Source organism: Neobacillus sp. SuZ13 (genome assembly GCF_030123365.1).
Classification (GTDB): domain Bacteria; phylum Bacillota; class Bacilli; order Bacillales; family Cytobacillaceae; genus Neobacillus.
Window position 1 is genome coordinate 5,412,033 of sequence record NZ_CP126107.1, and the last position, 23,979, is coordinate 5,436,011.

Consider the following 23,979-nt stretch of genomic DNA (forward strand, 5'->3'; position numbering starts at 1 on the left):
ATTCTTGCTCCTGATTGATTCTAAATCTATACATTCAAAAAAACCTACAAAGAACAAGCCTTTGTAGGTTAGTTGGAGATTATATTAGTTTTTTTAACTAAACTTATACTGCTTTTGTATCAATCTCTCTCTCTATTTGTACTGATGTTCTAGTAATAGAACTGACCGCGAACATGAAAACAATGTTAATGACAAGGGCCGCGATACCGACATCGAGATCTTTTATAAACGAAGGGGCCTTCGGAAAGAACGTCGCCATAGTCGAACTGGTTAGGGTCACATAAGCAACCATGATGACACCGGATATAATCCCTGCTGCTGCACCTGCTTTAGTAACGGGGTTTTTCTTCCATAAACTTAAAAACAGTGGTGGGAATAGTTGCAACACAAAGCTGTAAGCCATAATCAGTAAGGCAATAATACTGTTTCCTCCGAAAAAAGTGAAAAATAAGGCGATTAGAGCCACGATTGGGACACACATCCGCGTGTAGCGTCCAATTTGCTCGTCGGTGGTATTCGGTTTAATCGATTTATAAATGTTTTTCGTTAAAATCGTCGCTGCCGTTAGTAATAACATTGAACACGGGACCAATGCGGTTAAGATACCGGCGGCTCCTATGACTCCAACCACCCAAGGGTCGAATGTTGCTTTAGCGATTTTAAAGAGAGATAAATCTGTATCTGCGCCTTGTAAATTTGGAATTTGTAAAAGTGCCGTGAAGCCAATGAATAAAATGAATACCAATATAATTTGGTACAGAGGCAAAATTGCTGCGTTCTGTCGCAATGTTCTTTCATTTTTCGATGATAAACTGGCACCGAAACATTGAGGCCACATATATTGTCCTAATCCGATCGTTAAACAGGTTGAAATATACCAGGATATACTTAAGCCTTCGTCAGGCATTAATAAGAACTCCGGCTTTGCCGCATCCAATGTTTCAAACATCGGCTTAATGCCGCCATAATAATGATACGGTAAATAGAAACCTAAAAATAGAATAACACCGAGAAGGAGAATGTCTTTTAATATGGCTGTTGAGGCTGAACCATGAATACCGGACAATGACACAAAAATCGTGACGGCAACTACCCCAATACATACAGCTAAATTCGGTGAAATTGCGCCATAGGAAGCCTCTGACACAATGATTTTAAGACCTTTTAACTGTAAAACGATATAAGGAATCATTGAAACGACCCCGACAATAGCGACTAATAACCCAAGTGGTTTACTGTCATACTTCTTTGCAAAAAAGTCCGATTGAGTAATCACTCGATGCTTTTTGGCATAACGCCAAATCGGAGGCAAAATCCAGAACGGCACAATATAACAGAAGGCGTTAAAGATATAAATGATGGGACCTCCCATTCGGTAGGTTCCTCCTGTTCCTCCGAGAAATACATAGGTTGTAAAAATTTCACCGGCCATTAACACAAACATGACGATTGGACCAAAATTACGGCCACCGACGGCCCATTCTTCGAGTTGTTGTCCTTTGCGGGCACGAATCCCTAAATAGAAAGCCAGAAGAAAAGTACCTATGAGAATGATGATAGAGCTGATCATTTAGTTTCCTCCTGTCTATCTAATAAAATATTAGTAATCAATAAAAATACTGAAGTTAAAACTAGCCAGGCAGTCGCCCAAAAAACAATGAAGGGTAACCCAAATATATAAGGCTCGATCCGGTTTACAACCGTGAACGCACCAATGATAGGAATTATTGCAAGGATCCAAATTAAAACTTTCACTTAGAAATTCCCCCTCATGGATATTAGTATGAATTTTCAGACTTTATACTCTTTGCTTATTCCGAATTCTAATAGAGTAGATTATAGACTATTAAAAAACAAGTGATTTTAGCATCAAATTTGAAAACGCTTTACATTTTAAAAACAAAAATATAATGAGGATTACATAAAAGGCCGTTTGAGACCTTTTATGCAATACATAATACCGTAGATGAATCTATCAGTCTATCAACTTTTCACCTGTTGGGAATCAACGAAAGACTTAATCAGTTCAACGACACGGTTTCCTACATCGGCTGTAGAAGAAATGCCATTCATATCCGGTGTCAAAACCTCATTTTCTACCAAAAGTTGTTCGATTGCATCCAACACGAGTTTTCCGTATGCTTCATAGCCGAAAAAGTCGAGCATTTGGCTTGCGGACCAAATAGCGGCAAGCGGATTGGCAATCTGCTGTCCAGCTATATCCGGAGCCGATCCGTGAATCGGCTCAAACATCGAAGGAAAGTTTCTTTCCGGATTGATATTCGCTCCAGCAGCGAGTCCGATCCCTCCAGCGATTGCAGCACCCAAATCCGTTAATATATCACCGAACAAGTTCGAGGTCACAACGACTTCAAAGCGTTTTGGATCTTTAATCATAAGCATCGCCGCCGCGTCGACAAGGTAAGTTGCAGTTTTGACTTCCAGAAAATCTGCGCTCACTTCTTCAAATATCTGATCCCAAAAAACCATCGAGTAATTAAGGGCATTTGCTTTAGAAATGCTCGTCAGCGACCTGCCTTCTTTTTTCGCCGTTTCAAACGCGTATCGAATGATTCGCTCCGTGCCTTTACGGGAAAAAACACCGTTTTGCAGGACAACTTCGTGTTCCTGCCCTTTAAACAGCCAGTCACCTGCGCCTGAATATTCACCTTCAGTATTTTCACGAATGAATAGCATATCGATTTCCTCGCGTTTCACGTCGACAAGCGGTAAGTGCGCACCTTTTAACAGGGTTACAGGCCGAATATTCACATACTGATCAAAGCTTTTTCGGATTTTTAACAATAGATCCCACAGAGAAATATGGTCTGGGACTCCGGGAAACCCGACTGCTCCCAAATATATCGCATCAAACCCTTTCAGCTGCTCGATACCATCATCATCCATCATTTTTCCATTTTCTGCGTAAAATTCGCATCCCCATGGAAAATAAGTGAAATCAAATTGGAAACCCGAATCAAGTTCTGCCACTTTTTTTAATACTTTGATCCCTTCATTAATTACTTCAGGGCCAATGCCATCTCCAGCGATAACTGCTATTTTAAACTGCTTCACAATGATCTCCCTCGTTTTTTAGCCCTGGTTCCAAACAACCAATTTCAATTCAGTCATTTCTTCCACAGCGTATTTTATTCCTTCACGGCCGGTCCCACTTTCTTTTACACCACCGTATGGCATTTGGTCGACACGATAGGTCGGCACGTCATTAATAATGACGCCGCCCACATGCAATTCCTGTGATGCAAACAAAGCATTTTTCACATTGTTCGTATAAATGCCGGCCTGCAAACCGAAGCGAGAATCATTCACTTGCTCAATCGCTTCTTCAACCGAACGTACTTTGTTAACAACGACAACTGGAGCAAAGGCTTCCTGGCAAGAAATTTTTAATGAATGGTCCGCATCGGTAATTATCGTTGGCTCCAGAACGCCATCCTGCAGTTTGCCGCCCGCTGCTATCGTTGCATTGCTGCCTTTCGATTCTTCAATCCAGCCCAGTACACGTTCCGCTTCCCCTCTAGAGATTAAAGCTGAAATATACGTATCCGGATCAAGCGGATCACCGATTTTCAGCTTCTTCGCAGCTTCAGTGAATTTCGAAACAAATTCTTCATATACTTCTTCATGTGCATACACACGCTGCAAGGAAATACATACTTGCCCTTGGTTAGAGAAAGCGCCCATGATGCAGCGGTCAATAATCGAATCGATGTCAATATCCTTATCAATAATTAAGGCTGCGTTTGAACCAAGTTCAAGTGTAGTCTTTTTCAAGCCTGCCTTGTTCCGGATGCCGATGCCGACGCTCGGACTGCCTGTGAATGTAACCATGCTTACGCGGTCGTCTTCGACAATCGCATCCCCGACTGTGCCGCCGGGACCTGTTACTACATTCAAAGCACCTGCTGGAAGACCGGCTTCTTCAAAAATTTCCGCGATAAAGAGGGCAGACAGAGGTGTCTGCGATGCTGGCTTCAAGACAATCGTATTGCCAGCCGCAATCGCAGGCCCGACTTTATGAGCAACAAGGTTCATCGGGAAGTTGAAAGGGGTAATCGCCCCAATGACCCCAATCGGCTCTCTTAACGTGTAACCAATTCGGCCGACGCCTCCAGCAGCTGCGTCAAATGGAATTGTTTCTCCGTGGATTCTTTTTGCCTCTTCGGCTGCAAACTTATACGTTTCAATTGTTCTCGCCACTTCCGCTTTCGCGAACATGATTGGTTTCGCTGATTCACGAGAAATGACTTCAGCTGCTTCGGCCGCTTTCTCTTTTAAAAGCGCCACCACGTTTTCTAAAATCTCCGCACGCTGATACGCCGGCATTTTCACCATCACTCCGCGTGCTTCGTATGCCGCAGTAATCGCCTGGACAGTCAGGTGTTTATCCGCCATCGCAATTTGAGCGATCTCTTCTCCGGAATACGGGGAGTATAAAGGAGCATATTTTGTGGTTTCTACTTTTTCTCCATTAATCATTAGAAACTGCTTTGTCGGTTTTACTTCATTCGCTAAATTACTCATTGAGGGCCTCCAATACCATTTCATGAAATTGTACAATTGCTTTTTCTGAAGACGAATATCTTCCCTTGTTAAATGCACGGGAGCGGAAACCGATTTGTTCTAACTCGACAAGCTCCACATCTTCCAGGCGAACTTGTTCAGCAAAAGCAACTAAGTCTTTTTCTTCTTGAGTCAAATTCTCATCACGGAAATAATAAGTATAAAGAATCAAAGTTGTTTCATGATCAATCGGCACCAATTGAATCGTCGCCATATTGCCAGGACCCGGATATATGGTCAGCATAAGGTTTGGCCACAGCCAGAAGAAGGATCCACCTTTCATTTCCGCCTGATTTAAATCGACTGTCCCATAATTTTTATCCGGTTTAACAATGGATCCTTGTAGTGAATAATTTTCACATGTAATGATTTGATAATCATCCATATCAAGGGCTGCAACAAAGCTTGGATGGGCGACATGACAGTGGTCGCACTCTAAATAATTGTCAATAAACGCTTTCCAGTTCGCTTTAATCACCCGTGATGTTTGGTTTGTTCTTTTTAACTCACTTAAAAACGGATATTTGCTCAAGCGGTCGAAGAAATCGCCGTAAGATTCGCTAAGCGGCTTCGCGTTATCGTCCAAGTTGACAAAGATTAAAGATTCCAAGATTTCCATGCGGACTGAGCGTAAACAAGCATCTTTTACACAAGCTGCATCTTCCCCTTTAAAGTTAGGTGCTTTGTTTAATTGCCCATCTAATTTAAATGTCCAACCATGGTAGGCGCATTGTAAAATTTTCTTCTTACCTGACTCATTTTTTTCAAGCTTTGTCGCACGGTGCGGACAGACGTTATAAAAAGCGCGGATGACTTCATCCTGGCCGCGAGTCACGATAATCGGTTCGTTCGCTACTTCCGTCGTAAAGAAAGCACCTACTTTTTCTAACTGACTGACATGCCCCACAAGCTGCCAAGATTTAGAGAATACAAGATCCATTTCTTTTTCAAGTACTTTGGGATCTGTGTATTTGTCATACGTCAATGTTCTTTCAAATGTTCGATTTGTTGCATTTCCTACTGCGTTATAAGCCATAATTCATTCTCCTTCATAAATAATTGATTAGTGAGTACTTGCTGGCAAAGACTCTCATTGAATGCTTAAAATAGTAAAACAATTAATAACATTAACAACATACTCACCTTGCTATCTGACAATTTTATATATGCAATTAGTGTGCCAACTTTTCAAAACAGTGTAAACACACAAAAAATTTTGATTTTTATAAAAAATGCTTTCATATTGAGTTATAATTAACTCAATATGAAAGCGTTTTTGTCAAAATTAACTCATCACCTTTAGAAAAGAGAGGATCATTCTATGAAAAGTCCTGATGCAACAGGCAATATTGAGATGACGCTGCAAACTCTTTTAAAAATTCTCGATCATTCCAAAGATGAAATTTTCGTCCTCGACGGCGAAAAGCGGATTCTTTATGTGAACCAGGTCTGTGAGCGCCATTATGGGCTGAAGCCGAGTGATGTCATCGGCAAATACAATGTCGAATTATTTGAAAAAGGCTACTGGAAACCATCCATTGTGCCGGAAGTATATAAAAGAAAAAAGCCTTGCTACATGAGGCAGCAGACATATATCGGGGCTGAACTGATGACATCGGCGATTCCAATCTTAAATGACGAGGGTGAAATCGAGCTAGTCGTCATCACATCGACCGAATTACAGACATATAAAATGAGCAAAGCAATTGGAACGAGCAGTGAGGCAAAAACCACTCAAGAGGAAGAAGAAACAGGCCAGTTCATTACGAATAGCAGCAAGATCAATCGAATCCTGGCTTTTTGCGAAAAAGTGGCGCCAACAGATTCCACGATTTTAATCCAGGGAGAATCAGGAACAGGAAAAGGGGTACTCGCCCAGTACATCCACCGGATCAGCAAACGGAAAAGCGGCTCGTTCCTGACGATTAACTGTGCGGCCATTCCGGAAGAGCTGCTCGAATCGGAACTATTCGGCTATTCAAAAGGGGCATTTACTGGCGCAAATAAAACCGGAAAACCGGGGTTGATCGAAGCTGCAAACGGCGGTACAGTTTTTCTTGATGAAATCGGGGAAATGCCACTCGCCCTGCAGGCAAAACTTTTACAAGTCATCCAGGATAAACAGTTCATTCCCATCGGCAGCAGCGAAATGAAAAAAGTCGATATCCGTATCATCGCCGCAACAAACCGGGACCTAATTGAAATGGTCAATGACAAAAGATTCCGGGAAGATTTATTTTACCGGCTGAATGTGATCGACATCCACCTGCCGCCGCTGCGTGAGCGTAAAGAGGATATCATTCCGCTTACGTACAACTTTTTGCACCAATTCAATAAAAAATACCAGGACAACAAAGTCATCTCCGAAGAATGCTTGAATCTATTAATCCATTATTCGTGGCCGGGAAATGTACGCCAGCTTGAAAACTTGATTGAACGGTTAGTCGTCATTAGCGACTCAATCATCCAGGTAGCCGACTTGCCGGATATGATCACTGACAACGTTGAACAAGTCACACAGCTCGCTCTCCCCACTTCACTCGATAAAGCGATTGACGAAACGAAGCGGTACTTAATCAGAAGAGCTTACCAAACTCACAAATCGTCCAGGAAAGTCGCAAAAGACCTTGATATAAGCCAGACGAAAGCATCGAAATTAATCCGGGAGTACTGCGAGGATTTAATGAATAACTGAACGTCTTGGATTGAAGAATCGAAATAAGCAAATTAAAACTCATTTGCAATTCAAAATTGCAAATGAGTTTCCAATCAATCACTTTATTTTTATATTACAATACTCTCTGCCATCTCTGGAAAATCAATAAATGGGTTCCGATTGCCTTGAAGTTCATGGATTGCTAGGTTGCGATGCTTTTCATAGATCGAGACCGGAAAGGTTTGATGCCATTTTAGCAATAAAGAGACATTCACTAGTTCTTCTTTTATTGTGTTTGGATAGCGAATTAGGAAATAAAGTGTTGCTCTGGCAACGATTCCTTTGCCATATTCTGGTTCAAATTTACTTTCTTCCGCCTTGCCGCACCCATCTTTGATTCCTAGAATCCATCCTTCAGGGACATAATCATGGAAATCATAGTAAGGATGGTTGCTGCGACTGCTATTGCAGGTGGGTTCGCAGGCAAATAGATGATGCAAGTCTCCTCTCATCGGTTCTTTTTTATCGAACCATGATTGAGGAACTACATGTTCACAGTTTAATAGATTTTCCGAAAAGCTGCCGATTAACCCTTTTGCTTGCATTTCATTGAGCCGAAGGTCCTCCTCTATGACAGAAAGTGGATCCATCCCTTTTCCAGAATATAGGCTTTTTAATGAACCGTTTTCCTGCAAATCAACCCAAGGGTACACATAACGGTGCGGGCTGTAGTTTACCCGATTTGTATGTGTTTTTTCAAGCAATGCATGAAGGCTGTCTGACAGATTAGCATCCGTGAATGAAATGCTCTGATAGAATTGATTCCTAACTTCCTTATCTTTCTTTTCATCATAATAGGGTCTTTCTTTATAATATAAAAAGTCTGACTTGGCTGTTTCCCATTCACTGTAAAACAAATCTAGCTTTTCCATTATATTTTCAACGCTTGAGCAGATAATTTTTTGCTGAACACATCCGATAAGTAGTCCTCTGCAGTTAAGTACAGCAAACCGTTGCCTTCGAGTTTTGGCGAGTTTCCTAGAGGAACCGTTCTCTTGATTAATTGGGCATACAACTCAAATTCGGTTAGATTTCGCTCAAATTTTTTGTTGACCATATCTTTTATTAGGGCAAGTGCACCGGATATATGCGGTGTGGCCATCGAAGTTCCGCTCAAGATTGCATAACTACCGTTTAAATACGTGGATAGGATTTCTTCACCAGGACCTACTAAGTCGACTTCATTATTCGAATTTGAAAATTCAGAAGAACGGCGTTGCAGATTAATGGCTCCGACACTGATGACTTCATTGTAGCTGCCAGGATAGGCGAATTCATCTGAAGAATCCTGTCCATCTCCCTCATTACCAGCAGCACAAACGACAAGAATTTGCTTAGCGATTGCGTTTTGAATCGCTTGATGCAACTCAGGTACATCCTCAGAACCGCCGAGGCTCATCGAAATGATATCCGCCTTTTGTTCAACGGCATAGTTAATTCCATTTATGATCCAGTCGTATTGCCCTGATCCATTTTTATTAAGCACTTTTAATATCAATAAACTTGCTTCAGGGGCAACACCAATGACTCCTGTACCATTTTGGACGGCAGCAATGGTGCCAGCCACATGGGTTCCATGGCCATTATAGTCTGTGTATACATCAGGATTTCCATTATCATCATCCGTGAAATTCCGTCCGCCGATTATTTGCTCACTCAAATCAGGATGGGTGACATCGCAGCCTGTGTCCAAGATCGCAACCGTGATTCCCTTACCTTTCGATTTCTCCCAGATTTTTGGAGCTGCAATAAGCTCAATCCCTTTTGGCACCTCAGACACTACTTCGACCTTTTGATTCACTTGATACGGAATTAATTGTAATCTTCTCTCCATTCGTATCCCTCCTGACAGAATTATTTTCTGTATATTCTTGGGAGTTATCAATAGTTTAACAATTCAGAATCTATTAAAACAGTTACTTTAGTTGCATTTTTTCGAACTAACGTTCCTATTCTCGTTCTCTAAAAGCACAGTTATCTGTATCGAATATATGTAAATTTATTTAAAAACGACTCTCAAGGATAAAATAGAGAGTCGTTTTTTGCTATAGATATATATTTATTCCCGTCGATTTCACATAAATTCCGACTGAACGAACCAGAAATGAATCAGATGAAAAATGAACAGCTTAAATGAATTGCAAATAAAAAAGCCGCTGCACAATCATTGTAGGATGAGGAAGGTGGAGGTTCTTAGATTTTAATGTCAACTTTAGCATTTTTCTTAAGTTCTTCTACTAGTTTAGTGAGCTGTTTTTGTTGTTGTTGTTGTTCAAGTTGTTGCTTAATTTGCGATTTTACTTCTTCAAGCTTAGGAAGTTTCTGACCTCCGGCATCTCCTTGCTTGGCAGATTGATCATAATAGGCTTGAATTTCTTCATCCGTTACTTCTTTTACTGGTATTTCTTTCGCCATGTACTTCATGTATTGGATATTCTCAGCAGTTTTAGATTTTAGGGTCGTCATATCCAAACCAGCTAGTTTCATAGCATCTTCAAATTTGTTATCACCTTTATACGATTCTTTCATTTTGGCTAATTGTTTTTCAACTTCGTCATCTGATGCTTGGTACCCTTTTTTATCTGCTTCTTGAAGAATCAACGTTTGTCCAACTAAGCTATCGATAGTTTGTTCTTTCACTTGTTTGGCTGCTTCTTCAGAAGTAGGATCTTGTCCAATTTGTTGCATTTGCATTTGTAGAGAAGATAACACCATATTATAGTCACTACCTAAAACCTTTTCATCATTGATGATAGCAACGGTTTTCATGTCGTCTATTTTTTGCTTATCCAGCTTCTTCTGCAATTCTTTCATCTGTTTCTCTTGATCTTGTTGCTCGGTTTGAGCAGTTTTAGTTTGCTCCTTACTATTATTGGATTGTGCACCTTTATCATTTGAACCACAAGCTGTTAAAGTAATAGCCATGATTCCTGCAATAAGAGGAAATATAATTTTCTTCATGATCCTTCTCCTTTCGTTTTTCCTAAATCAAAAAATTTTATTTTATTAGTTTGCAATATCAACCTTTTTCATTAAGCAAAGAGGACGTCAATCTCATCAAGTAAGCGATTTAAGAAATCTTGCAACTTATGTAAAAATGACTGTCCCTCATCAGATTCCAAAAATGCCGAGACTTTTTCTGTCGTAACCCTTAATTGTTCTTTTACTTGGTTCCAGTCAATATCCATAGCGTTCAGTTTGTTGAAGAAGTCTACTAACATATCTAACTCTGCATCTGTTAAAGTAATCCCCTGCTCCGTGGCAACTTGTTCAATTAATGTACGCAAGTCAGCTTCTGTTTTCGGTTCATTCTTGGCGATTTCATCCTTAACTTTTCCCATAAGAGCAGCAGCATTGTCCGCTCCAATGGAATCACCTAACTGTGCAGTTTTTACCATTTCTTCATTCGCCGCTTTTTTGATTTCTTCAGGAATTTCTTCATTAGTTGTCGTTTCATAAGCTTTCATAATTCCTGTCAAAGCTGCTGTACCTGTAACAGAAAACGGAGCGGCAATTTTAATCGTTGCATCCTTTACACCCGCTGTAGTCAGGGCATTTCTATACATTTCATCCGTAACCCATGTAATATTATTCGTTTGAACATTTAACCCGGAATCTTTGGCACCAGTTGTGATGCTCGCTGATGAAATAGCAATGGAACCAATTTGTGCCTTAGGTATAGACTCCCCTAAATAATCATGCTCTTCTTTATTGGATACGGTAATAATTTGTGCGTTTTCCGATACTGCTAACTCTGCTAGCATTTCATTTTTTTGCTGTTTGGTTAGGTCTTCTCCTAATGTAACAATGACATCTCCTTCTGCTACGTCTGCAAAGCTGACAGATGGAACAGAGAAAAGCATCGTCATCGCAAGAAACATTGCTTGAAATTTTCGTTTCAAAAAAAAACCTCCTTTTATCCATTCAACCATTCCATATAAGAATGGGTAATGTTTTGCCACTTATATTTAATATCCAAAAAAATACTTTCTGAAAAGGTGGCTTTGCCTCATCTTAACATAGAGGTTTGGGATTACATTTAAAGAATGGGTAACATTCTTGCTAATTATATTAAGATTCTTACATGAGGGATAAAAATGTTACAAACCATTACAGTAAACCTCAAAAATCCAAATTCCAGTTGAACAGAATTCCGTTATCCATCTCTTAAGTAATCATTAAAAGAACTTTAAGCATGCCAAAAAGGCTTCACTAAGTGCGAAGCCTTTTTGTTAGCAGTATTAATGTTAATCAATTGTCTGATCGAAATTAGATATGGGCCTCTCTTCAAAAGAACATTCCTTTAGTGGAACGACCTTCGTTTTATGAACGAGTTTATACCCGAGCCATAATGCCAAAAAGATCGGTAAACCAATATAAGACACGGCTACTCCATACCAATCAATCTCACTAGTTATAAAAGCTTGATAATTTTGGCCAAAAATCACAAAGACACACATTGCAAAAGCGAGAATTGGACCGAACGGGAACCATTTCGCTTTAAATTTCAAATCGTTCAAGTCCCTGCCCTGGGCCATATATGCTTTTCTAAAACGGTAGTGGCTGACTGCAATTCCAACCCATGCAATAAATCCAGTTAAGCCTGACGCATTTAATAACCATGTATACACTTGATCTCCAAATATGGAAGTTAAAAAGGCCAAACCTCCGATAATCGTCGTCATGACTAGGGCATTCATCGGAATCCCGCGATCATTTATATTTTGTAAAAACTTAGGTGCCTGACCATCCTTTGCCATGGACCAAAGCATGCGTGTCGATGCATATAAACCGGAACTTCCTGCCGATAAGACCGATGTCAAAATAACTGCATTCATCACAGATGCCGCAAATGCAATGCCCACTTTATTAAATACAAGGGTAAAAGGGCTGACAGCGATGCTGTCGACATCCCTGCCTAACAGGTTTGGACTTGTATAAGGAATGATAAGACCAATGACAGCAATGGCAACGATATAGAATAGAAGAATCCGCCAAAATACTTGTCGAATCGCCTTTGGTACGTTTTTCTCCGGCTCTTCACTTTCTCCTGCAGCGATCCCCACGAGTTCCGTTCCTTGAAAGGAAAAACCTGCAATGAAAAAAATACTTAAAATGGACATAAGGCCGCCATGAACCGGAGCATCTCCTAAAGTAAAGTTTTTAAACCCGATAAACTGTCCACCCAGAATACCGAAAATGGTGAGCAAACCGACTCCAATGAAAACAATGACTGTCACTACTTTTATTAAGGAGAACCAATACTCTGATTCTCCGTAACTTTTAACCGACAATGCATTCAATAAAAAGATTAGTCCTAAAAACAGTGCACTCCACACGATGCTCGGTACATCCGGAAACCAGAACTTCATAATAATTGCTGATGCAGCGATTTCAACCGCCAGGGTAACCGCCCAGTTGAACCAATAATTCCAACCAAGTGCAAAACCAAAGGCCGGATCGACAAAACGGCTGCCATAGGTTGAAAACGATCCCGAAATCGGCATTAAGGTAGCCATTTCTCCAAGACTTGTCATCAAAAAGTAGACCATGATGCCGATGGCTCCATAAGCGATTAACGCTCCACCAGGTCCAGCTGTTTGAATGGACGCCCCTGTCGCTAAAAATAACCCTGTCCCGATTGATCCTCCAATAGCAATCATCGTCATGTGACGTGCCTTTAGTTTGCGTTGAATATGCCCTTTACTTTCTCTGCCATTCTGATATTTCTGATTATTTCGGTCATTAGTATAGCTTTTGATTGCTCCCATTCTTGTCCTCCCGACTCACGTCTTTAATTAATGTTTTCCATAGATCATCCAGGTGCTCTCTTGCTTCTGAAACTTTGGGATGGAATTGAATATCGGATAATTTTCTACTATGTTCCACAAAAGAGAGCGCTTCCTCCATATCTGCTATTTTAAGGTTGCCAATCCTCAATTTATTACAAATAGATTTACCTGCTAATGCTCCCTGTGCCATAGCTACTTTTGCCCCTTCTATTCCGGTAATATTGCCAGCAACGAAGAGATTAGGAACTGTTGTTTCGAGCTCTTTATTATGTAATGGTACCGTTCCTGATAATCCTTCCAACGTAACAAACTTACACCCAGCCGTAGCAGCTAGCTCATATAAAGGGCTAAGACCTCCTGAAATACAGACTGTATCTGCTTGGATAACCTTTTGTTCTCCAATTGGGTTACCATTAACGTCAATCTTAGTAATGGTCACACTTTCAACCTCATGTGTCCCATTGATCGAAAGGATGGTGCGCCTTAAGTGAATCGGAATGCCCCACATCTTTATTCCCATAGGAGGGTAAAATTGGGCAGCAAGCTTTCGCCCTGTTTTAGATTTTAATAACTTACCCGTAAGTCTAATCATTTTAGAAGAAGCAAAATCTGTCATCTCGTTTAAAGTTTCTAGATGTAAAAGCGGGGAAGCATAATTGGAGAATGGGCTATGCGGAAGCATGTAAATTCCTTCTACATCCGCCCCTGCTAGCTTCATAGAACGTGCAATCGATAGTGATAAAATATCAATCCCAGCAACAATTACTTTTTTTCCAGGCAATACCTGATATACATTCGTCATAACTTGGGCTGCACCAATAGCTAGCACACCTGGCAATGTCCAACCAGGGATAGGCATTGGCTTTTCAACCGCCCCAGTAGCTAGTAATACACAATCTGCTTGAATTTCCATTCCTGTATCATTCTGGACCAGATCAGAAATGTGCACCTTCCATCCTGGTTCCATGCCCCAAACCTGCTTCTCAGATAGAATGCAAACGTTGGCAGCTAGGGCCTTTTGTTTTAACTCTTGCGCCAATTCAAATCCCTTCCACCAGTTAGAATGGTTCCCCTCTTGATGCAGCTGACCTAGTAATTTTCCTCCAGGTGTTGGATGATCATCGATAACCACGACATTACCGCCTCTTGATCCAATCTCAATGGCCGCAGATAAACCAGCAGGACCTCCGCCTACAACTACCACATCAACCTTCATTTCCTCCCCCCTTTCTTGCTAAGTCCATTTCATTAAACGATTCTTTAGAAAAATAGTGATCCCCGTCTGTAACGCGCGTCGTACAGGCTTTGAGTAACCCTATTTTCGGATGATAGATTCTACATTCATAGCACTGGCCGATTCCACAATACATGCCTCTAGGTTCATGATTCTTTTCACTATTTCTTAACGTCTTAACTCCATTCGCCCATAGAGCAATAGCTATTGTTTCTCCCTCTCTAGCTTGATACAATTTATGATTAAAAGAAAACGAGATGGTTTTTGTCGAGCGGGAGGGAAGGATAGGATGCTGAATCCTCATATCGAATTCTCCTTTTTCACTATTTTGGCTAAGGAAACAGGACGAACTGGCTGATGAAAGGTTAGTTGACTTGGGCTATGAACACTTTCCTTATGATTGTCTGGCAGCAATGCCTTCAATAATGGTCTGCATAACCTGCCCTGGCATATTCCCATCCCCGCACGGGTGGACATTTTCACTTCCTGACTATTTGAGGGTCCGGCAGCGATGGCATCTTGAATATCTTCTATTGAAACTTCTTCACAACGACAGATGATGAAAGAATGGTTACACATTAAGTTTTCCTGCCTTCTTTTTCGACCGGGCTACTGAAAAACGAGAAAGAATGGGGTCGTGAATTGGATTTACTCTTCCATTAAGTTGATACGTTAAGCTATATGCCATGAGGTTGCCCATGACGGCAGACATACCATATCCATGACCGTTATAACCTCCAGAGATAAAGGCATTGTCGAATGTGTTTAATTTCCCAAAATACGGAAGATGATCCTCCGTCAGTTCGACTGTCCCAGCAAACGCCCGAATCAATTGTTTATGGCTGTAGGCAGGGAAAAGTTCTAGTAATCTGCTTGAAAGAAACTCCAATGCATAGTTCGTATTCGAAACATCGAACCCATTCGTTTCCCAAGAGCCTCCCCCGCCAAATAAAATATTGCCAGCATGAGTTTGCCGTAAATATAAAGAATTCCCTGTAACAAATGGGTGAATCCTCCTTTTATTAACAATCTCGGAGACTAGAATTTGAGAACGTCTTGGAATGACGATGACTTGTTCGTTTAACTTTTTACATACTTCCGTTGTCCAAGGCCCACAACAAAGCAGAAAGGCATCCGATTGAAACTTTCCTTTTTCCGTAATGACATACTCTATGGTTCGATTACTAGTCTGAAAGTCAAGGACCTCACAATGATTGATTACAGTAGCTCCATGTTCTTTTAAATACTTTAGTAAACTAGTCATCGTTGTAAAAGGATAGCTTTGCCCATCGGATTTGCTAAACAAACCCATTTTTGTTTCGGATGTTAGATCCGGAACCATGCCTTTCAACTCATCTGGAGAAAGAACCTTAACTTTTAACCCCGCTGTAGTGTATATTTCATGTGCCGCCAAGAGTTTTTCTTGTTCTACTTCATTTCTCGCGACCATTACATGACCAGATGAAACATATTTCGTGTCAATCTTTTTTTGTTGAAGCGAGCTCCAAATCTCAGTGGCCAACCTGGCGAAAGGAAGTTCGGATAACTCCCTGCCTAAAGACAGCACTCCGCCTCCATTTCTTCCAGAAGCTGCTGCACCAAATGACTTTTTTTCTAAAATAGTGATCGTAAATCCACTTTTTTGCAAAAAAAAGGCGGACATTAGACCAACAATTCCACCTCCAATAATGGTGATATGCCTATTTTTCTGGTTTAAATGGGGATGATCTGAAAGAAAATCTTTTAATTGATCATATGTGTCCCGAGCTTGAATAGCTAATTTACTAGTCTCCTTGTCTATGTGAAGATTTAATAAACTAAGACGATCCATTTCTTCCTTCATATTGGTTTACATCCTTTGAGATATTTATGGAGAACTCAATTTTTACCTGACCAAACGTAAAAATGATATGAGTCTCTCACTCTTCGGTTGGATCAAGACTTCCTTGGGGTCACCTTGTTCCTCGATAACTCCGTCGGCCATAAAGATGACCCTGTCAGCCACCTCTTTCGCAAAGCCCATTTCATGAGTAACGACTACCATGGTCATGCCCTCAAATGCTAATTGCTTCATTACTTGCAAGACTTCCCCAACCAATTCCGGGTCTAATGCGGATGTAGGCTCATCAAAAAGCATAATCTTCGGATTCATCGCTAGTGCTCTTGCAATGGCGACACGTTGCTGCTGCCCTCCTGATAGCTTTTTTGGATATACATCCTTTTTCTCCTTCAAGCCTACTTTTTCCAAAAGCTTGATCGCTTCCATCTCTGCTTCAGCTTTATTCTTATTCAATACTTGAATGGGACTAACCGTTACATTTTCTAATACGGTCATATGTGGAAATAAATTAAATTGCTGAAACACCATCCCCACTTCTTGACGAACTTTACTAATGTTTTTTATAGAATTGTCCAATTTGATATTGTCGACGATGACATTTCCGCTAGTTGCCGTTTCGAGTCGATTGATACAGCGGAGTAAGGTACTTTTCCCAGAACCGCTTGCACCAATTAATGCAACGACCTCACCTTTATAGATTTGAAGGTCAATCCCTTTTAATACCTCTAATTGATCAAAGCTCTTATGGAGATTTTCAATATGAATAATGGGAGATAATGGGCTCGCCATTTCTATCTTCCTAGCTTCCACTTCATTTCCTCCTAGCGTTCACTTATGGACATTCGTTGTTCAATCTTGTTCAAAATAAACGTAAAAATGGTTGTCATCACTAGATAGAAACCAGCCGCGACAATATAAAATTCAATAAACGCGTAATTCGTAGCCGCAAATCGCTGCGACACCATCATTAATTCGGATACAGTTACAAGTGAAGCCAACGATGAATCCTTCAGCATCATGACAGCTTGGTTTCCAAGGGAAGGTACACTGACTCGAAGAGCCTGTGGCAGGATGATTTTTTTCATAATGGTAGGGTATCTCATCCCTAATGATTCTGCAGCCTCCATTTGTCCAATTGGAACGGACATAATGCCGCCACGGTATATTTCTGCAATGTAGGCAGCCGCATTCAACCCTAATGCAATGACAGAAGAAATAAATGGGGTTAGCTCAATTCCTATTTGCGGTAATCCGAAATAAACGAGAAACAATTGAACGAGCATGGGCGTCCCACGAATGATCCAAATATAGAATTGAGCAACATAGGACAAGATTTTTATTTTAGAAATCCTCATTAATGCAATAAGAAGACCAAAAATCATGCCTATGATTATGGATACTAACGACAGTTGAATCGTTACAATTGCCGCCTTTACCAAGAACGGGATAAACTCGCCAACTAAACTAAAATTAAGCATCCTATCTCTCCTTAGCGAATATCTTCACCGAACCATTTCTTACTAATTTCTTCGTATGTTCCATCTTCCATCATATCCTTAAGATGTTTATTGATTTCAGCTTTTAATGCTTCTTCATGCTTGTTTAATGTGATCCCAGCGGCATCCCTGTAAAGCATGTCTCCAACAGCTTTAACCTTAAATCCTTTTTCTTTAATCATTCTAGAACCAACAGCTTTATCTGTAATAACTCCTACCACACGTTTATTCGCCAAATCTTGGAAGGTTAAAAGATCGCTTTTATAATTCACAATCGTTGCCCCAAGCTCAGTGGCTTTCTTTTCAAATGTCGTACCAATGGCTACACCGATTTTTTTACCGTTAATATCTTTTTTAGGATCTTTAATTTCTGAATAATCCTCATTTACAAATAATTGGGCACCGGTATGATAGTATGGATCCGTGAAGTCTACTTTTTGTTTCCGTTCTTCTGTGATTGCCATACTCGAAATAATAATGTCGTATTTCTTTGATTGTAATCCCCCGATAATCGTGTCCCAAGGAGTCGCTATATAATTAGGCTTAACTCCCATTCTTTTTGTAATTTCATTGGCAATATCGACATCAAATCCTATTAACTTATTACTCTTATCAAAATAGTTAAATGGAGGATACGCACCCTCGATTCCAATATCCATCACGCCTTTTTTCTTAATAGCTGCCAGGGATCCGGAATCTTGATTAGTAGCCTTTCCGCCAGTGCTAGTGGTTTTCTCACTACTGCCGCATGCAGCTAGCATAAAAATGAAACATAACGTCATTACGAGTAACATAGGTTTCTTCATATTAGCCCCTCCTAAATAAAGTTCATCTCCCGCTTACGATTGAAAAACGGGAGATGGCTTGCTAATTATTTCGAAAAATCAAAGTAGTTTCGCTTCAATAAGCGTGGAGCTGTCATAAGTGTTTCATACGTCATACTTCTTTCAAGCTTTGAGCAATCTATTAAAAATAGCTGATCCTCAATTTCTTTCACCGTTTGATCCGTTTGATAGGTCATTCCACATTCCAAGCAATGAATGGTCGGCGTGTCCTGAATCTCGATTACTTTTGTTCCATCTGGAAGTTCCCAATACACTTTGCTGCTCGTTTCACGTGCTGTGTCAGATTCGCACCATTGACAAATCAAAATTATTCCTCCCCTGCTCCCACTGTTTCATATTTCTTCATTTGTGATTGGAATTTTTTCTCTTTTAACTCGTCACGTTTTTCACGTTTATCTTTTAATGAACTATGCTCATTGTTTTCGTTATACGTTTTGCGGCGGTCTAATCGTTTTAATCCTTCAGGTGTAAGGTTAAATTTCGTATCATCAATAATCGATAGGACTCCATTACTTTCAAACTTTTCGAACACTTCAGGATATACCTTTTTGTAGTAATCCTCTGCACTGCCTGACTGATAATTTGTTGGTTCTGGATAAGAGGTAATGACACCTTCAAAGTTACGTAATACAACTTTATTAGCACTTTGAGAAATGATATAGTTCGGCTGCAATGGAATTTTGCCTCCTCCACCCGGGGCATCAACAATAAATGTCGGAACGGCATAACCCGATGTATGACCGCGAAGTCCTTCCATAATTTCCAATCCTTTGCTGATTGGTGCACGGAAATGGCCAATCCCTTCTGATAAATCACATTGATAAATATAATATGGACGAACGCGAATTTTAACAAGGTCATGCATAAGCTGTTTCATGATCGGTACACTGTCGTTAATGCCTGCTAAAATAACCGCCTGGTTACCAACAGGTACACCAACATTTGCAAGCATTTCACATGCACGCTTCGATTCTTCTGTAATTTCAATAGATGTATTGAAATGTGTATTCAACCAAACTGGATGATACTTTTTCAAGATATTACAAAGATTTTCGGTAATACGCTGCGGGAATACGACAGGTGCTCTTGTACCGATACGAATAATTTCTACATGCGGAATCTCACGTAAACTTTTTAAAATATATTCTAAAATATTGTCATTAATAAGGAGCCCGTCTCCTCCGGAAATTAACACATCTCGGATCTGTGGGTTCGATGCGATATAATTAATCGCGGTGTCTAACTGTTTCTTTGGTACGCCCATTCCGATTTGTCCGGAGAAGCGTCTTCTTGTACAGTAACGGCAGTACATGGAGCACTGGTTTGTAACTAAGAACAACACTCGGTCCGGATAACGATGGGTTAACCCAGGTACTGGTGAATCTTCATCTTCGTGAAGGGGATCTTCTAAGTCATATCTGGTTTTATGCAATTCCGCAGAAATCGGAACAGATTGCATTCGCACCGGACATCTTGAATCATCAGGATCCATAAGCGATGCATAATATGGCGTGATGTTTAAAGGGATTGTTTTTGTTGAGATTAAAACCCCTTCCTCTTCTTCTGGTGTTAAGTTGACTACTTTCTTTAAGTCTTCTAAATTTTTGATTGTATTCGTCAGCTGCCAAACCCAATCGTTCCATTGCTCATCCGTTACATCCTTCCAAAGCTCGATTTCTTTCCAATGTCTTTTCGGTTTGAATAAAGTGTTTCTCATGATTAAACTCCCCCTAAATTGGTTGATTTTTTATGACATCTTTAATGAATACTCTGTTTATTAAGAAGGCTGTGTTAAACTTGTCTGTTGATTTCCGTTCCAGGCACTGCGCTTTCCGCGGGCGTGCCGGGGAGCCTCCTCGTCGCTTTGCTCCTGCGGGGTCTCCCCTGCCCCGTACTCCCGCAGGAGTCTTCGTGCCTTCCACTCCAATCAACAGAGTGCCAAAATCAACATTATTCTTTAACACAGCCATTAAGAAATGGCGTATTCCATATAATAGCGATTTTCCCCTTCACCAAATTCATCGAATCTGGTCTCTTTTATAGCAAATCCCATTTTTTCATATAGCTTAACAGCTGACTTATTCTCAACATTGACCGTTAAGCATACTTTTTGAAATCCATCTTGCTTCAAAATCGGATAAATATCCTGAAGGAATAATTTTCCGATTCCTTTTCCTTGCTGGTCGGAGCGGACATAAAACCCAAAAATGTAGGCTTTATGAATATCATTGTAAGCTCTCATCACTTCGCAAATCGCAATCGGCCTTGGATCATCCTGCTGCCGGTATTGAATGAGTTTCCCGTAGCGTGTAAGTGGGACAAGGGCTTGTTCATCTATGGCTCCTAATCCTGGAAACGCATCTCGCTCAAGCTCCATCATCATATTTAGCTGTTCTGGATTCAATGAAGCTGGTACTTCGACATAATAGGTTTGGTTTAATGTGTCCATTTTTCTGTCCCCCTCCGTTTTACTTCATATTGGATATCATCGAGCGGCCAAATTGGCTTAGGAATGTAATGATACGTAAAAGTTGTTAAACGATTGGATGCTACACCAGGTGCATCCACATAAATGATCCGGCCAACAATCGGCTCAAACGCTGCCCGGAAATGATTTTTAGCCTTTAGCCCAAGAATTCTTTTTGTGGCTGGCTCAAGACCAATATGACGAAACATTTCCGGATCATTCGCTGACATTGGTCTTCCAATAAGGAGGATATCCATCTTGCCAACGCGAATGTGAGCCGCCCCCTTTAAATCAACTCTTAAATGCTGATTGAATGGCCCAGAATTGTGAAATACACCGTCTGATAAGGCCACGACTGTTGCTTCAACCTGAACGGGCTCCCCAAATTCTGGTGATACTTTCCCACCGAGGGACAGCGATATCTTGTTTCCGACTCCTGCGTTAAGGCAAGCCTCAATGGATTCTGGATCGTAAAGTCCTCCAAACAGCGTGTCGGGAATGTTCATCTTCACCATCTCCCGAAGCAGCTCTGTTGTATCCCCGCTTCCGCAGCTTAGAGGATTATCCGAGATGTCCGCCAGCACGACCGGTTTGTCGTCTTCAATCGACATCGCCAAAGCGAGCCCTTCTCTTACACCGGGCAAATCCATGATAAATTCTTCTCTTACGCTCCAGAACAAGGAGGCCATCTTTTGGGCGGTCTCTTTTCCTTTTTGTGGATCAAGCGAAACAACAAGAACACTTGCACCGACCACGGGAATATCCGAGTAAGGAAATCCTCCAAATACGGACACATTATAAATTCCTGCTTCCTCTTCGGCTTGTTTCGCCCACTCTATCATTTTGTGCATCGGCCCTTCTGCCGTTCTCATATTGATAGAGGGAGGCATCATCGGCAATTTTTCAAAAGAAGCGTAGTAAGTCACACCTTCCTTTAATTGATTTAACAAAGCGATTGCCGCATGGGTGCCTTGTTCGTACATATCAATATGCGGATAGGTCTTAAATCCAAAATGAAGCGGTGTGTAATCAATCATTTTTTCGCTTAAATTGGCGTGCATGTCCAGGGTCGTCGCAATTGGAACATTCGGTCCAATCAGCACACGAATTTTTCCTAGTAAATGCTCTTCCGGATCAAAGAGGTGCTCCACGACCATCGCACCATGGAGAGCAAGCAATAATCCGTCCAGCCTTCCCGCCTGCTGGATGGACTCCAGCATTTGTTTTTCAATGATGGAGTACGCTTCTGTTGATACTACGCCCGATGGGATCGCTGCCGCACAAAGCAGCGGTACGATTTCTACGTCCTCGTCATGTTTCAATACATCCAGAAACCCACCCACTTCTGTTTTCGTTCCTGTATAGGCATCATAAATTTCATCGCCGATAAAGTAGCCTTCATTTCGAAACTGTTCGATTTCAGTTTTCATCGGGCTGAAACTGTGGGATTCATGGTAAAAGAATGCAATACCAATACGATGTTTTCTCATGTTCTCCCACCTTATAATAGATATTGTCTTTTCATTAATAGTTCGTATAAATGGACTTCCACTCAGTCATGACATCAAATGCATGATGGGAAACTTCACGGTGACCGTTTCCGGACATCTTCATACCCCCAAACGCCACTCCCATCTCGGCATTGGACGTTCCGTTATTTATATAGACAAGTCCGCTTACCGCTTCCTTTGCCGCACGGTTCGCATAATGAAGGCTCTCAGTATAAATGGAAGTCGATAGCCCATAAATCGTTCCGTTATTTACCTCCATGGCTTCCTCATATGAATCTACTTCAATGATGGCAAGAACTGGACCAAATATTTCTTCCTGTGCAATGGTATCATTCGGTTTCACATTCTCAATGATGGTCGGCTCATAATAATAGCCGCCCAATTCTTTGACACGCTGACCGCCTGACACAATTCTTCCACCTTCTTCAATCGCTGTTTTTACATATTTTTCGACTGTATGAAGCTGGTCTTCATTTACGAGAGGGCCCACTTGTTTCCCTTCCTCAAGTCCATTTCCTATTTTCATAGACTTTGTTAAATCTACTACTTTTTGTACGAGCAGTTCCTTTACTGGACGCTCGACGATTACTCGACTTGCCGCTGTACAGCGCTGACCAGTTGTTGTAAACGCTGATTTTACGATTCCGTCTGCCGCCTTGTCCAAGTCCGCATCCTTCAAGACGATCACGGCATTTTTCCCACCCAATTCCAATGAGATACGTTTTAATGTTTTACTGCTCATTTCAGCCAGCTTTTGTCCGACTTCTGTTGAGCCCGTAAACGAAATGATTTTTACATCCGAATGCTCTGCAAGTGTTTGACCGACTGTTCTTCCTGAACCTGTAATTAAGTTCACAACTCCTGCTGGCAATCCTGCTTCGTCTAACACTTCCACAAAAATCTTTGCCGATAGCGCAACCTCTGAAGCAGGCTTCCATACGACGGTATTACCAGCAATTAGGGCTGAAAAGATTTTGTAGGAAGCAAGTGCAACTGGGAAGTTCCAAGGGGTAATGCACGCTGCAACTCCAAGAGGTTCACGAACCATTCTTACATTCCGGTCTGGGAAGCCCGCAGGAACCGTTTCTCCAAAGAGGCGTCGTCCCTCGCCTGCCATATATTGAGCAGTCGCGACGACCACTCCCACTTCGCCTAAAGACTCAGGCAGCACTTTGCCCATTTCCATGGTCATCACTCTAGCAAGTTCATGTTTTCGTATTTCAAACAATTGGGCTGCTTTCGTTAAATAAGCCGCTCGTTCTGGAATAGGGGTGTTCTTCCATTTTAAATAGGCTTTATTCGCTTTTGTGACAGCCTCATCCACTTGCTCCGTTGTGGCGGCCGCACATATCCCGACAAGTTCCCCCGTTGCCGGATTGATGCTTTCAAAGTAGGACTGATCGGGAGCACTCACCCATTTTCCATTGATATAAAGATCTCCCTGAAGAATATCTGTTTTGATTTGACTAGACATAAACTTGACCTCCTTTTTGG

The 23,979-nt window shown here is 41.2% G+C and carries 23 protein-coding genes; 1 reads left to right on the top strand and 22 read right to left on the bottom strand.

What is annotated here, in order from left to right; translation table 11 throughout:
- Positions 1-103 precede the first annotated feature (103 nt).
- From QNH17_RS26675 to QNH17_RS26695, 5 genes are all read right to left on the bottom strand, one after another.
- On the bottom strand, positions 104-1,570 hold the full coding sequence (locus QNH17_RS26675; RefSeq protein WP_283876326.1) for a sodium:solute symporter family protein: 1,467 nt from the start codon (positions 1,568-1,570) through the stop codon (positions 104-106).
- Positions 1,567-1,755 carry a DUF3311 domain-containing protein gene (locus QNH17_RS26680; protein ID WP_026564295.1) on the bottom strand — a complete coding sequence of 63 codons (189 nt, stop codon included), beginning with the start codon at positions 1,753-1,755 and terminating at the stop codon, positions 1,567-1,569. The genes QNH17_RS26675 and QNH17_RS26680 overlap by 4 nt, the downstream gene beginning before the upstream one ends.
- A 228-nt stretch (positions 1,756-1,983) precedes the next feature.
- Positions 1,984-3,075 carry a tartrate dehydrogenase gene (locus QNH17_RS26685; RefSeq protein ID WP_283876328.1) on the bottom strand — a complete coding sequence of 364 codons (1,092 nt, stop codon included), beginning with the start codon at positions 3,073-3,075 and terminating at the stop codon, positions 1,984-1,986.
- 18 nt (positions 3,076-3,093) lie between these two features.
- Entirely contained in the window at positions 3,094-4,545 is a 1,452-nt protein-coding gene (locus QNH17_RS26690) for an aldehyde dehydrogenase family protein (RefSeq protein WP_283876329.1), read from the bottom strand.
- Positions 4,538-5,620 carry an aromatic ring-hydroxylating oxygenase subunit alpha gene (locus QNH17_RS26695; protein ID WP_283876332.1) on the bottom strand — a complete coding sequence of 361 codons (1,083 nt, stop codon included), beginning with the start codon at positions 5,618-5,620 and terminating at the stop codon, positions 4,538-4,540. The genes QNH17_RS26690 and QNH17_RS26695 overlap by 8 nt, the downstream gene beginning before the upstream one ends.
- 285 nt (positions 5,621-5,905) lie before the next feature.
- Here QNH17_RS26695 and QNH17_RS26700 point away from each other — a divergent pair, with 285 nt between their 5' ends.
- Positions 5,906-7,279, top strand: coding sequence for a sigma-54 interaction domain-containing protein (locus tag QNH17_RS26700; RefSeq protein WP_283876333.1), 1,374 nt, complete (start codon positions 5,906-5,908; stop codon positions 7,277-7,279).
- Positions 7,280-7,368: 89 nt separating this feature from the next.
- On the opposite strand, the gene QNH17_RS26705 is transcribed toward QNH17_RS26700, so the two are convergent.
- The 17 genes from QNH17_RS26705 to QNH17_RS26785 all read right to left on the bottom strand — a co-directional run bounded on the left by QNH17_RS26705 (position 7,369) and on the right by QNH17_RS26785 (position 23,959).
- Positions 7,369-8,172: an endonuclease I family protein gene (locus QNH17_RS26705; RefSeq protein ID WP_283876334.1), complete on the bottom strand. Its 804-nt coding sequence runs from the start codon at positions 8,170-8,172 to the stop codon at positions 7,369-7,371.
- Entirely contained in the window at positions 8,172-9,134 is a 963-nt protein-coding gene (locus tag QNH17_RS26710; protein ID WP_283876336.1) for a S8 family peptidase, read from the bottom strand. The genes QNH17_RS26705 and QNH17_RS26710 overlap by 1 nt, the downstream gene beginning before the upstream one ends.
- A gap of 359 nt (positions 9,135-9,493) precedes the next feature.
- Positions 9,494-10,261 carry a SurA N-terminal domain-containing protein gene (locus QNH17_RS26715; RefSeq protein WP_283876337.1) on the bottom strand — a complete coding sequence of 256 codons (768 nt, stop codon included), beginning with the start codon at positions 10,259-10,261 and terminating at the stop codon, positions 9,494-9,496.
- A 71-nt stretch (positions 10,262-10,332) separates the two neighbouring features.
- Positions 10,333-11,202 carry a DUF1002 domain-containing protein gene (locus QNH17_RS26720; RefSeq protein ID WP_481858552.1) on the bottom strand — a complete coding sequence of 290 codons (870 nt, stop codon included), beginning with the start codon at positions 11,200-11,202 and terminating at the stop codon, positions 10,333-10,335.
- 345 nt (positions 11,203-11,547) lie between these two features.
- Positions 11,548-13,071 (bottom strand): amino acid permease, encoded by a 1,524-nt coding sequence (locus QNH17_RS26725; RefSeq protein ID WP_283876338.1) that lies wholly within the window; start codon positions 13,069-13,071, stop codon positions 11,548-11,550.
- Positions 13,046-14,308: an NAD(P)/FAD-dependent oxidoreductase gene (locus tag QNH17_RS26730; protein ID WP_283876340.1), complete on the bottom strand. Its 1,263-nt coding sequence runs from the start codon at positions 14,306-14,308 to the stop codon at positions 13,046-13,048. The genes QNH17_RS26725 and QNH17_RS26730 overlap by 26 nt, the downstream gene beginning before the upstream one ends.
- Positions 14,298-14,630: a (2Fe-2S)-binding protein gene (locus QNH17_RS26735; protein WP_283876343.1), complete on the bottom strand. Its 333-nt coding sequence runs from the start codon at positions 14,628-14,630 to the stop codon at positions 14,298-14,300. The genes QNH17_RS26730 and QNH17_RS26735 overlap by 11 nt, the downstream gene beginning before the upstream one ends.
- Positions 14,627-14,905, bottom strand: a complete 279-nt coding sequence (locus QNH17_RS26740; protein WP_283876345.1) for a (2Fe-2S)-binding protein — start codon at positions 14,903-14,905, stop codon at positions 14,627-14,629. The genes QNH17_RS26735 and QNH17_RS26740 overlap by 4 nt, the downstream gene beginning before the upstream one ends.
- Positions 14,898-16,169: an NAD(P)/FAD-dependent oxidoreductase gene (locus tag QNH17_RS26745; protein WP_283876346.1), complete on the bottom strand. Its 1,272-nt coding sequence runs from the start codon at positions 16,167-16,169 to the stop codon at positions 14,898-14,900. The genes QNH17_RS26740 and QNH17_RS26745 overlap by 8 nt, the downstream gene beginning before the upstream one ends.
- Before the next feature lie 42 nt (positions 16,170-16,211).
- Positions 16,212-16,955: an amino acid ABC transporter ATP-binding protein gene (locus QNH17_RS26750; protein WP_283879608.1), complete on the bottom strand. Its 744-nt coding sequence runs from the start codon at positions 16,953-16,955 to the stop codon at positions 16,212-16,214.
- A 32-nt stretch (positions 16,956-16,987) separates the two neighbouring features.
- A complete protein-coding gene (locus QNH17_RS26755) occupies positions 16,988-17,644 on the bottom strand; it encodes an amino acid ABC transporter permease (RefSeq protein WP_283876348.1) in 657 nt (218 codons plus the stop codon).
- A gap of 11 nt (positions 17,645-17,655) precedes the next feature.
- Positions 17,656-18,468 carry a transporter substrate-binding domain-containing protein gene (locus QNH17_RS26760; RefSeq protein ID WP_283876350.1) on the bottom strand — a complete coding sequence of 271 codons (813 nt, stop codon included), beginning with the start codon at positions 18,466-18,468 and terminating at the stop codon, positions 17,656-17,658.
- Positions 18,469-18,533: 65 nt separating this feature from the next.
- On the bottom strand, positions 18,534-18,812 hold the full coding sequence (locus QNH17_RS26765) for a YokU family protein (protein WP_283876353.1): 279 nt from the start codon (positions 18,810-18,812) through the stop codon (positions 18,534-18,536).
- A 2-nt stretch (positions 18,813-18,814) separates the two neighbouring features.
- A complete protein-coding gene (gene kamA, locus QNH17_RS26770) occupies positions 18,815-20,224 on the bottom strand; it encodes a lysine 2,3-aminomutase (protein WP_283876354.1) in 1,410 nt (469 codons plus the stop codon).
- A gap of 252 nt (positions 20,225-20,476) precedes the next feature.
- Positions 20,477-20,956 (bottom strand): GNAT family N-acetyltransferase, encoded by a 480-nt coding sequence (locus QNH17_RS26775; protein WP_283876355.1) that lies wholly within the window; start codon positions 20,954-20,956, stop codon positions 20,477-20,479.
- Complete coding sequence (locus QNH17_RS26780; protein ID WP_283876356.1) at positions 20,944-22,464, bottom strand: M81 family metallopeptidase; 1,521 nt, start codon at positions 22,462-22,464, stop codon at positions 20,944-20,946. Before QNH17_RS26780 ends, QNH17_RS26775 begins: the two co-directional genes overlap by 13 nt.
- A 34-nt stretch (positions 22,465-22,498) precedes the next feature.
- A complete protein-coding gene (locus QNH17_RS26785) occupies positions 22,499-23,959 on the bottom strand; it encodes an aldehyde dehydrogenase family protein (protein ID WP_283876357.1) in 1,461 nt (486 codons plus the stop codon).
- Positions 23,960-23,979 lie beyond the last annotated feature (20 nt).

Coding starts and splice junctions, on each gene's coding strand:
- QNH17_RS26675 (WP_283876326.1), bottom strand. CDS start 1,570: ATGATCAGCTCTATCATCATTCTCATAGGTACTTTTCTTCTGGCTTTC.
- QNH17_RS26690 (WP_283876329.1), bottom strand. CDS start 4,545: ATGAGTAATTTAGCGAATGAAGTAAAACCGACAAAGCAGTTTCTAATG.
- QNH17_RS26695 (WP_283876332.1), bottom strand. CDS start 5,620: ATGGCTTATAACGCAGTAGGAAATGCAACAAATCGAACATTTGAAAGA.
- QNH17_RS26700 (WP_283876333.1), top strand. CDS start 5,906: ATGAAAAGTCCTGATGCAACAGGCAATATTGAGATGACGCTGCAAACT.
- QNH17_RS26705 (WP_283876334.1), bottom strand. CDS start 8,172: ATGGAAAAGCTAGATTTGTTTTACAGTGAATGGGAAACAGCCAAGTCA.
- QNH17_RS26710 (WP_283876336.1), bottom strand. CDS start 9,134: ATGGAGAGAAGATTACAATTAATTCCGTATCAAGTGAATCAAAAGGTC.
- QNH17_RS26715 (WP_283876337.1), bottom strand. CDS start 10,261: ATGAAGAAAATTATATTTCCTCTTATTGCAGGAATCATGGCTATTACT.
- QNH17_RS26725 (WP_283876338.1), bottom strand. CDS start 13,071: ATGGGAGCAATCAAAAGCTATACTAATGACCGAAATAATCAGAAATAT.
- QNH17_RS26730 (WP_283876340.1), bottom strand. CDS start 14,308: ATGAAGGTTGATGTGGTAGTTGTAGGCGGAGGTCCTGCTGGTTTATCT.
- QNH17_RS26735 (WP_283876343.1), bottom strand. CDS start 14,630: ATGAGGATTCAGCATCCTATCCTTCCCTCCCGCTCGACAAAAACCATC.
- QNH17_RS26740 (WP_283876345.1), bottom strand. CDS start 14,905: ATGTGTAACCATTCTTTCATCATCTGTCGTTGTGAAGAAGTTTCAATA.
- QNH17_RS26745 (WP_283876346.1), bottom strand. CDS start 16,169: ATGAAGGAAGAAATGGATCGTCTTAGTTTATTAAATCTTCACATAGAC.
- QNH17_RS26750 (WP_283879608.1), bottom strand. CDS start 16,955: ATGGCGAGCCCATTATCTCCCATTATTCATATTGAAAATCTCCATAAG.
- QNH17_RS26755 (WP_283876348.1), bottom strand. CDS start 17,644: ATGCTTAATTTTAGTTTAGTTGGCGAGTTTATCCCGTTCTTGGTAAAG.
- QNH17_RS26760 (WP_283876350.1), bottom strand. CDS start 18,468: ATGAAGAAACCTATGTTACTCGTAATGACGTTATGTTTCATTTTTATG.
- kamA (WP_283876354.1), bottom strand. CDS start 20,224: ATGAGAAACACTTTATTCAAACCGAAAAGACATTGGAAAGAAATCGAG.
- QNH17_RS26775 (WP_283876355.1), bottom strand. CDS start 20,956: ATGGACACATTAAACCAAACCTATTATGTCGAAGTACCAGCTTCATTG.
- QNH17_RS26780 (WP_283876356.1), bottom strand. CDS start 22,464: ATGAGAAAACATCGTATTGGTATTGCATTCTTTTACCATGAATCCCAC.
- QNH17_RS26785 (WP_283876357.1), bottom strand. CDS start 23,959: ATGTCTAGTCAAATCAAAACAGATATTCTTCAGGGAGATCTTTATATC.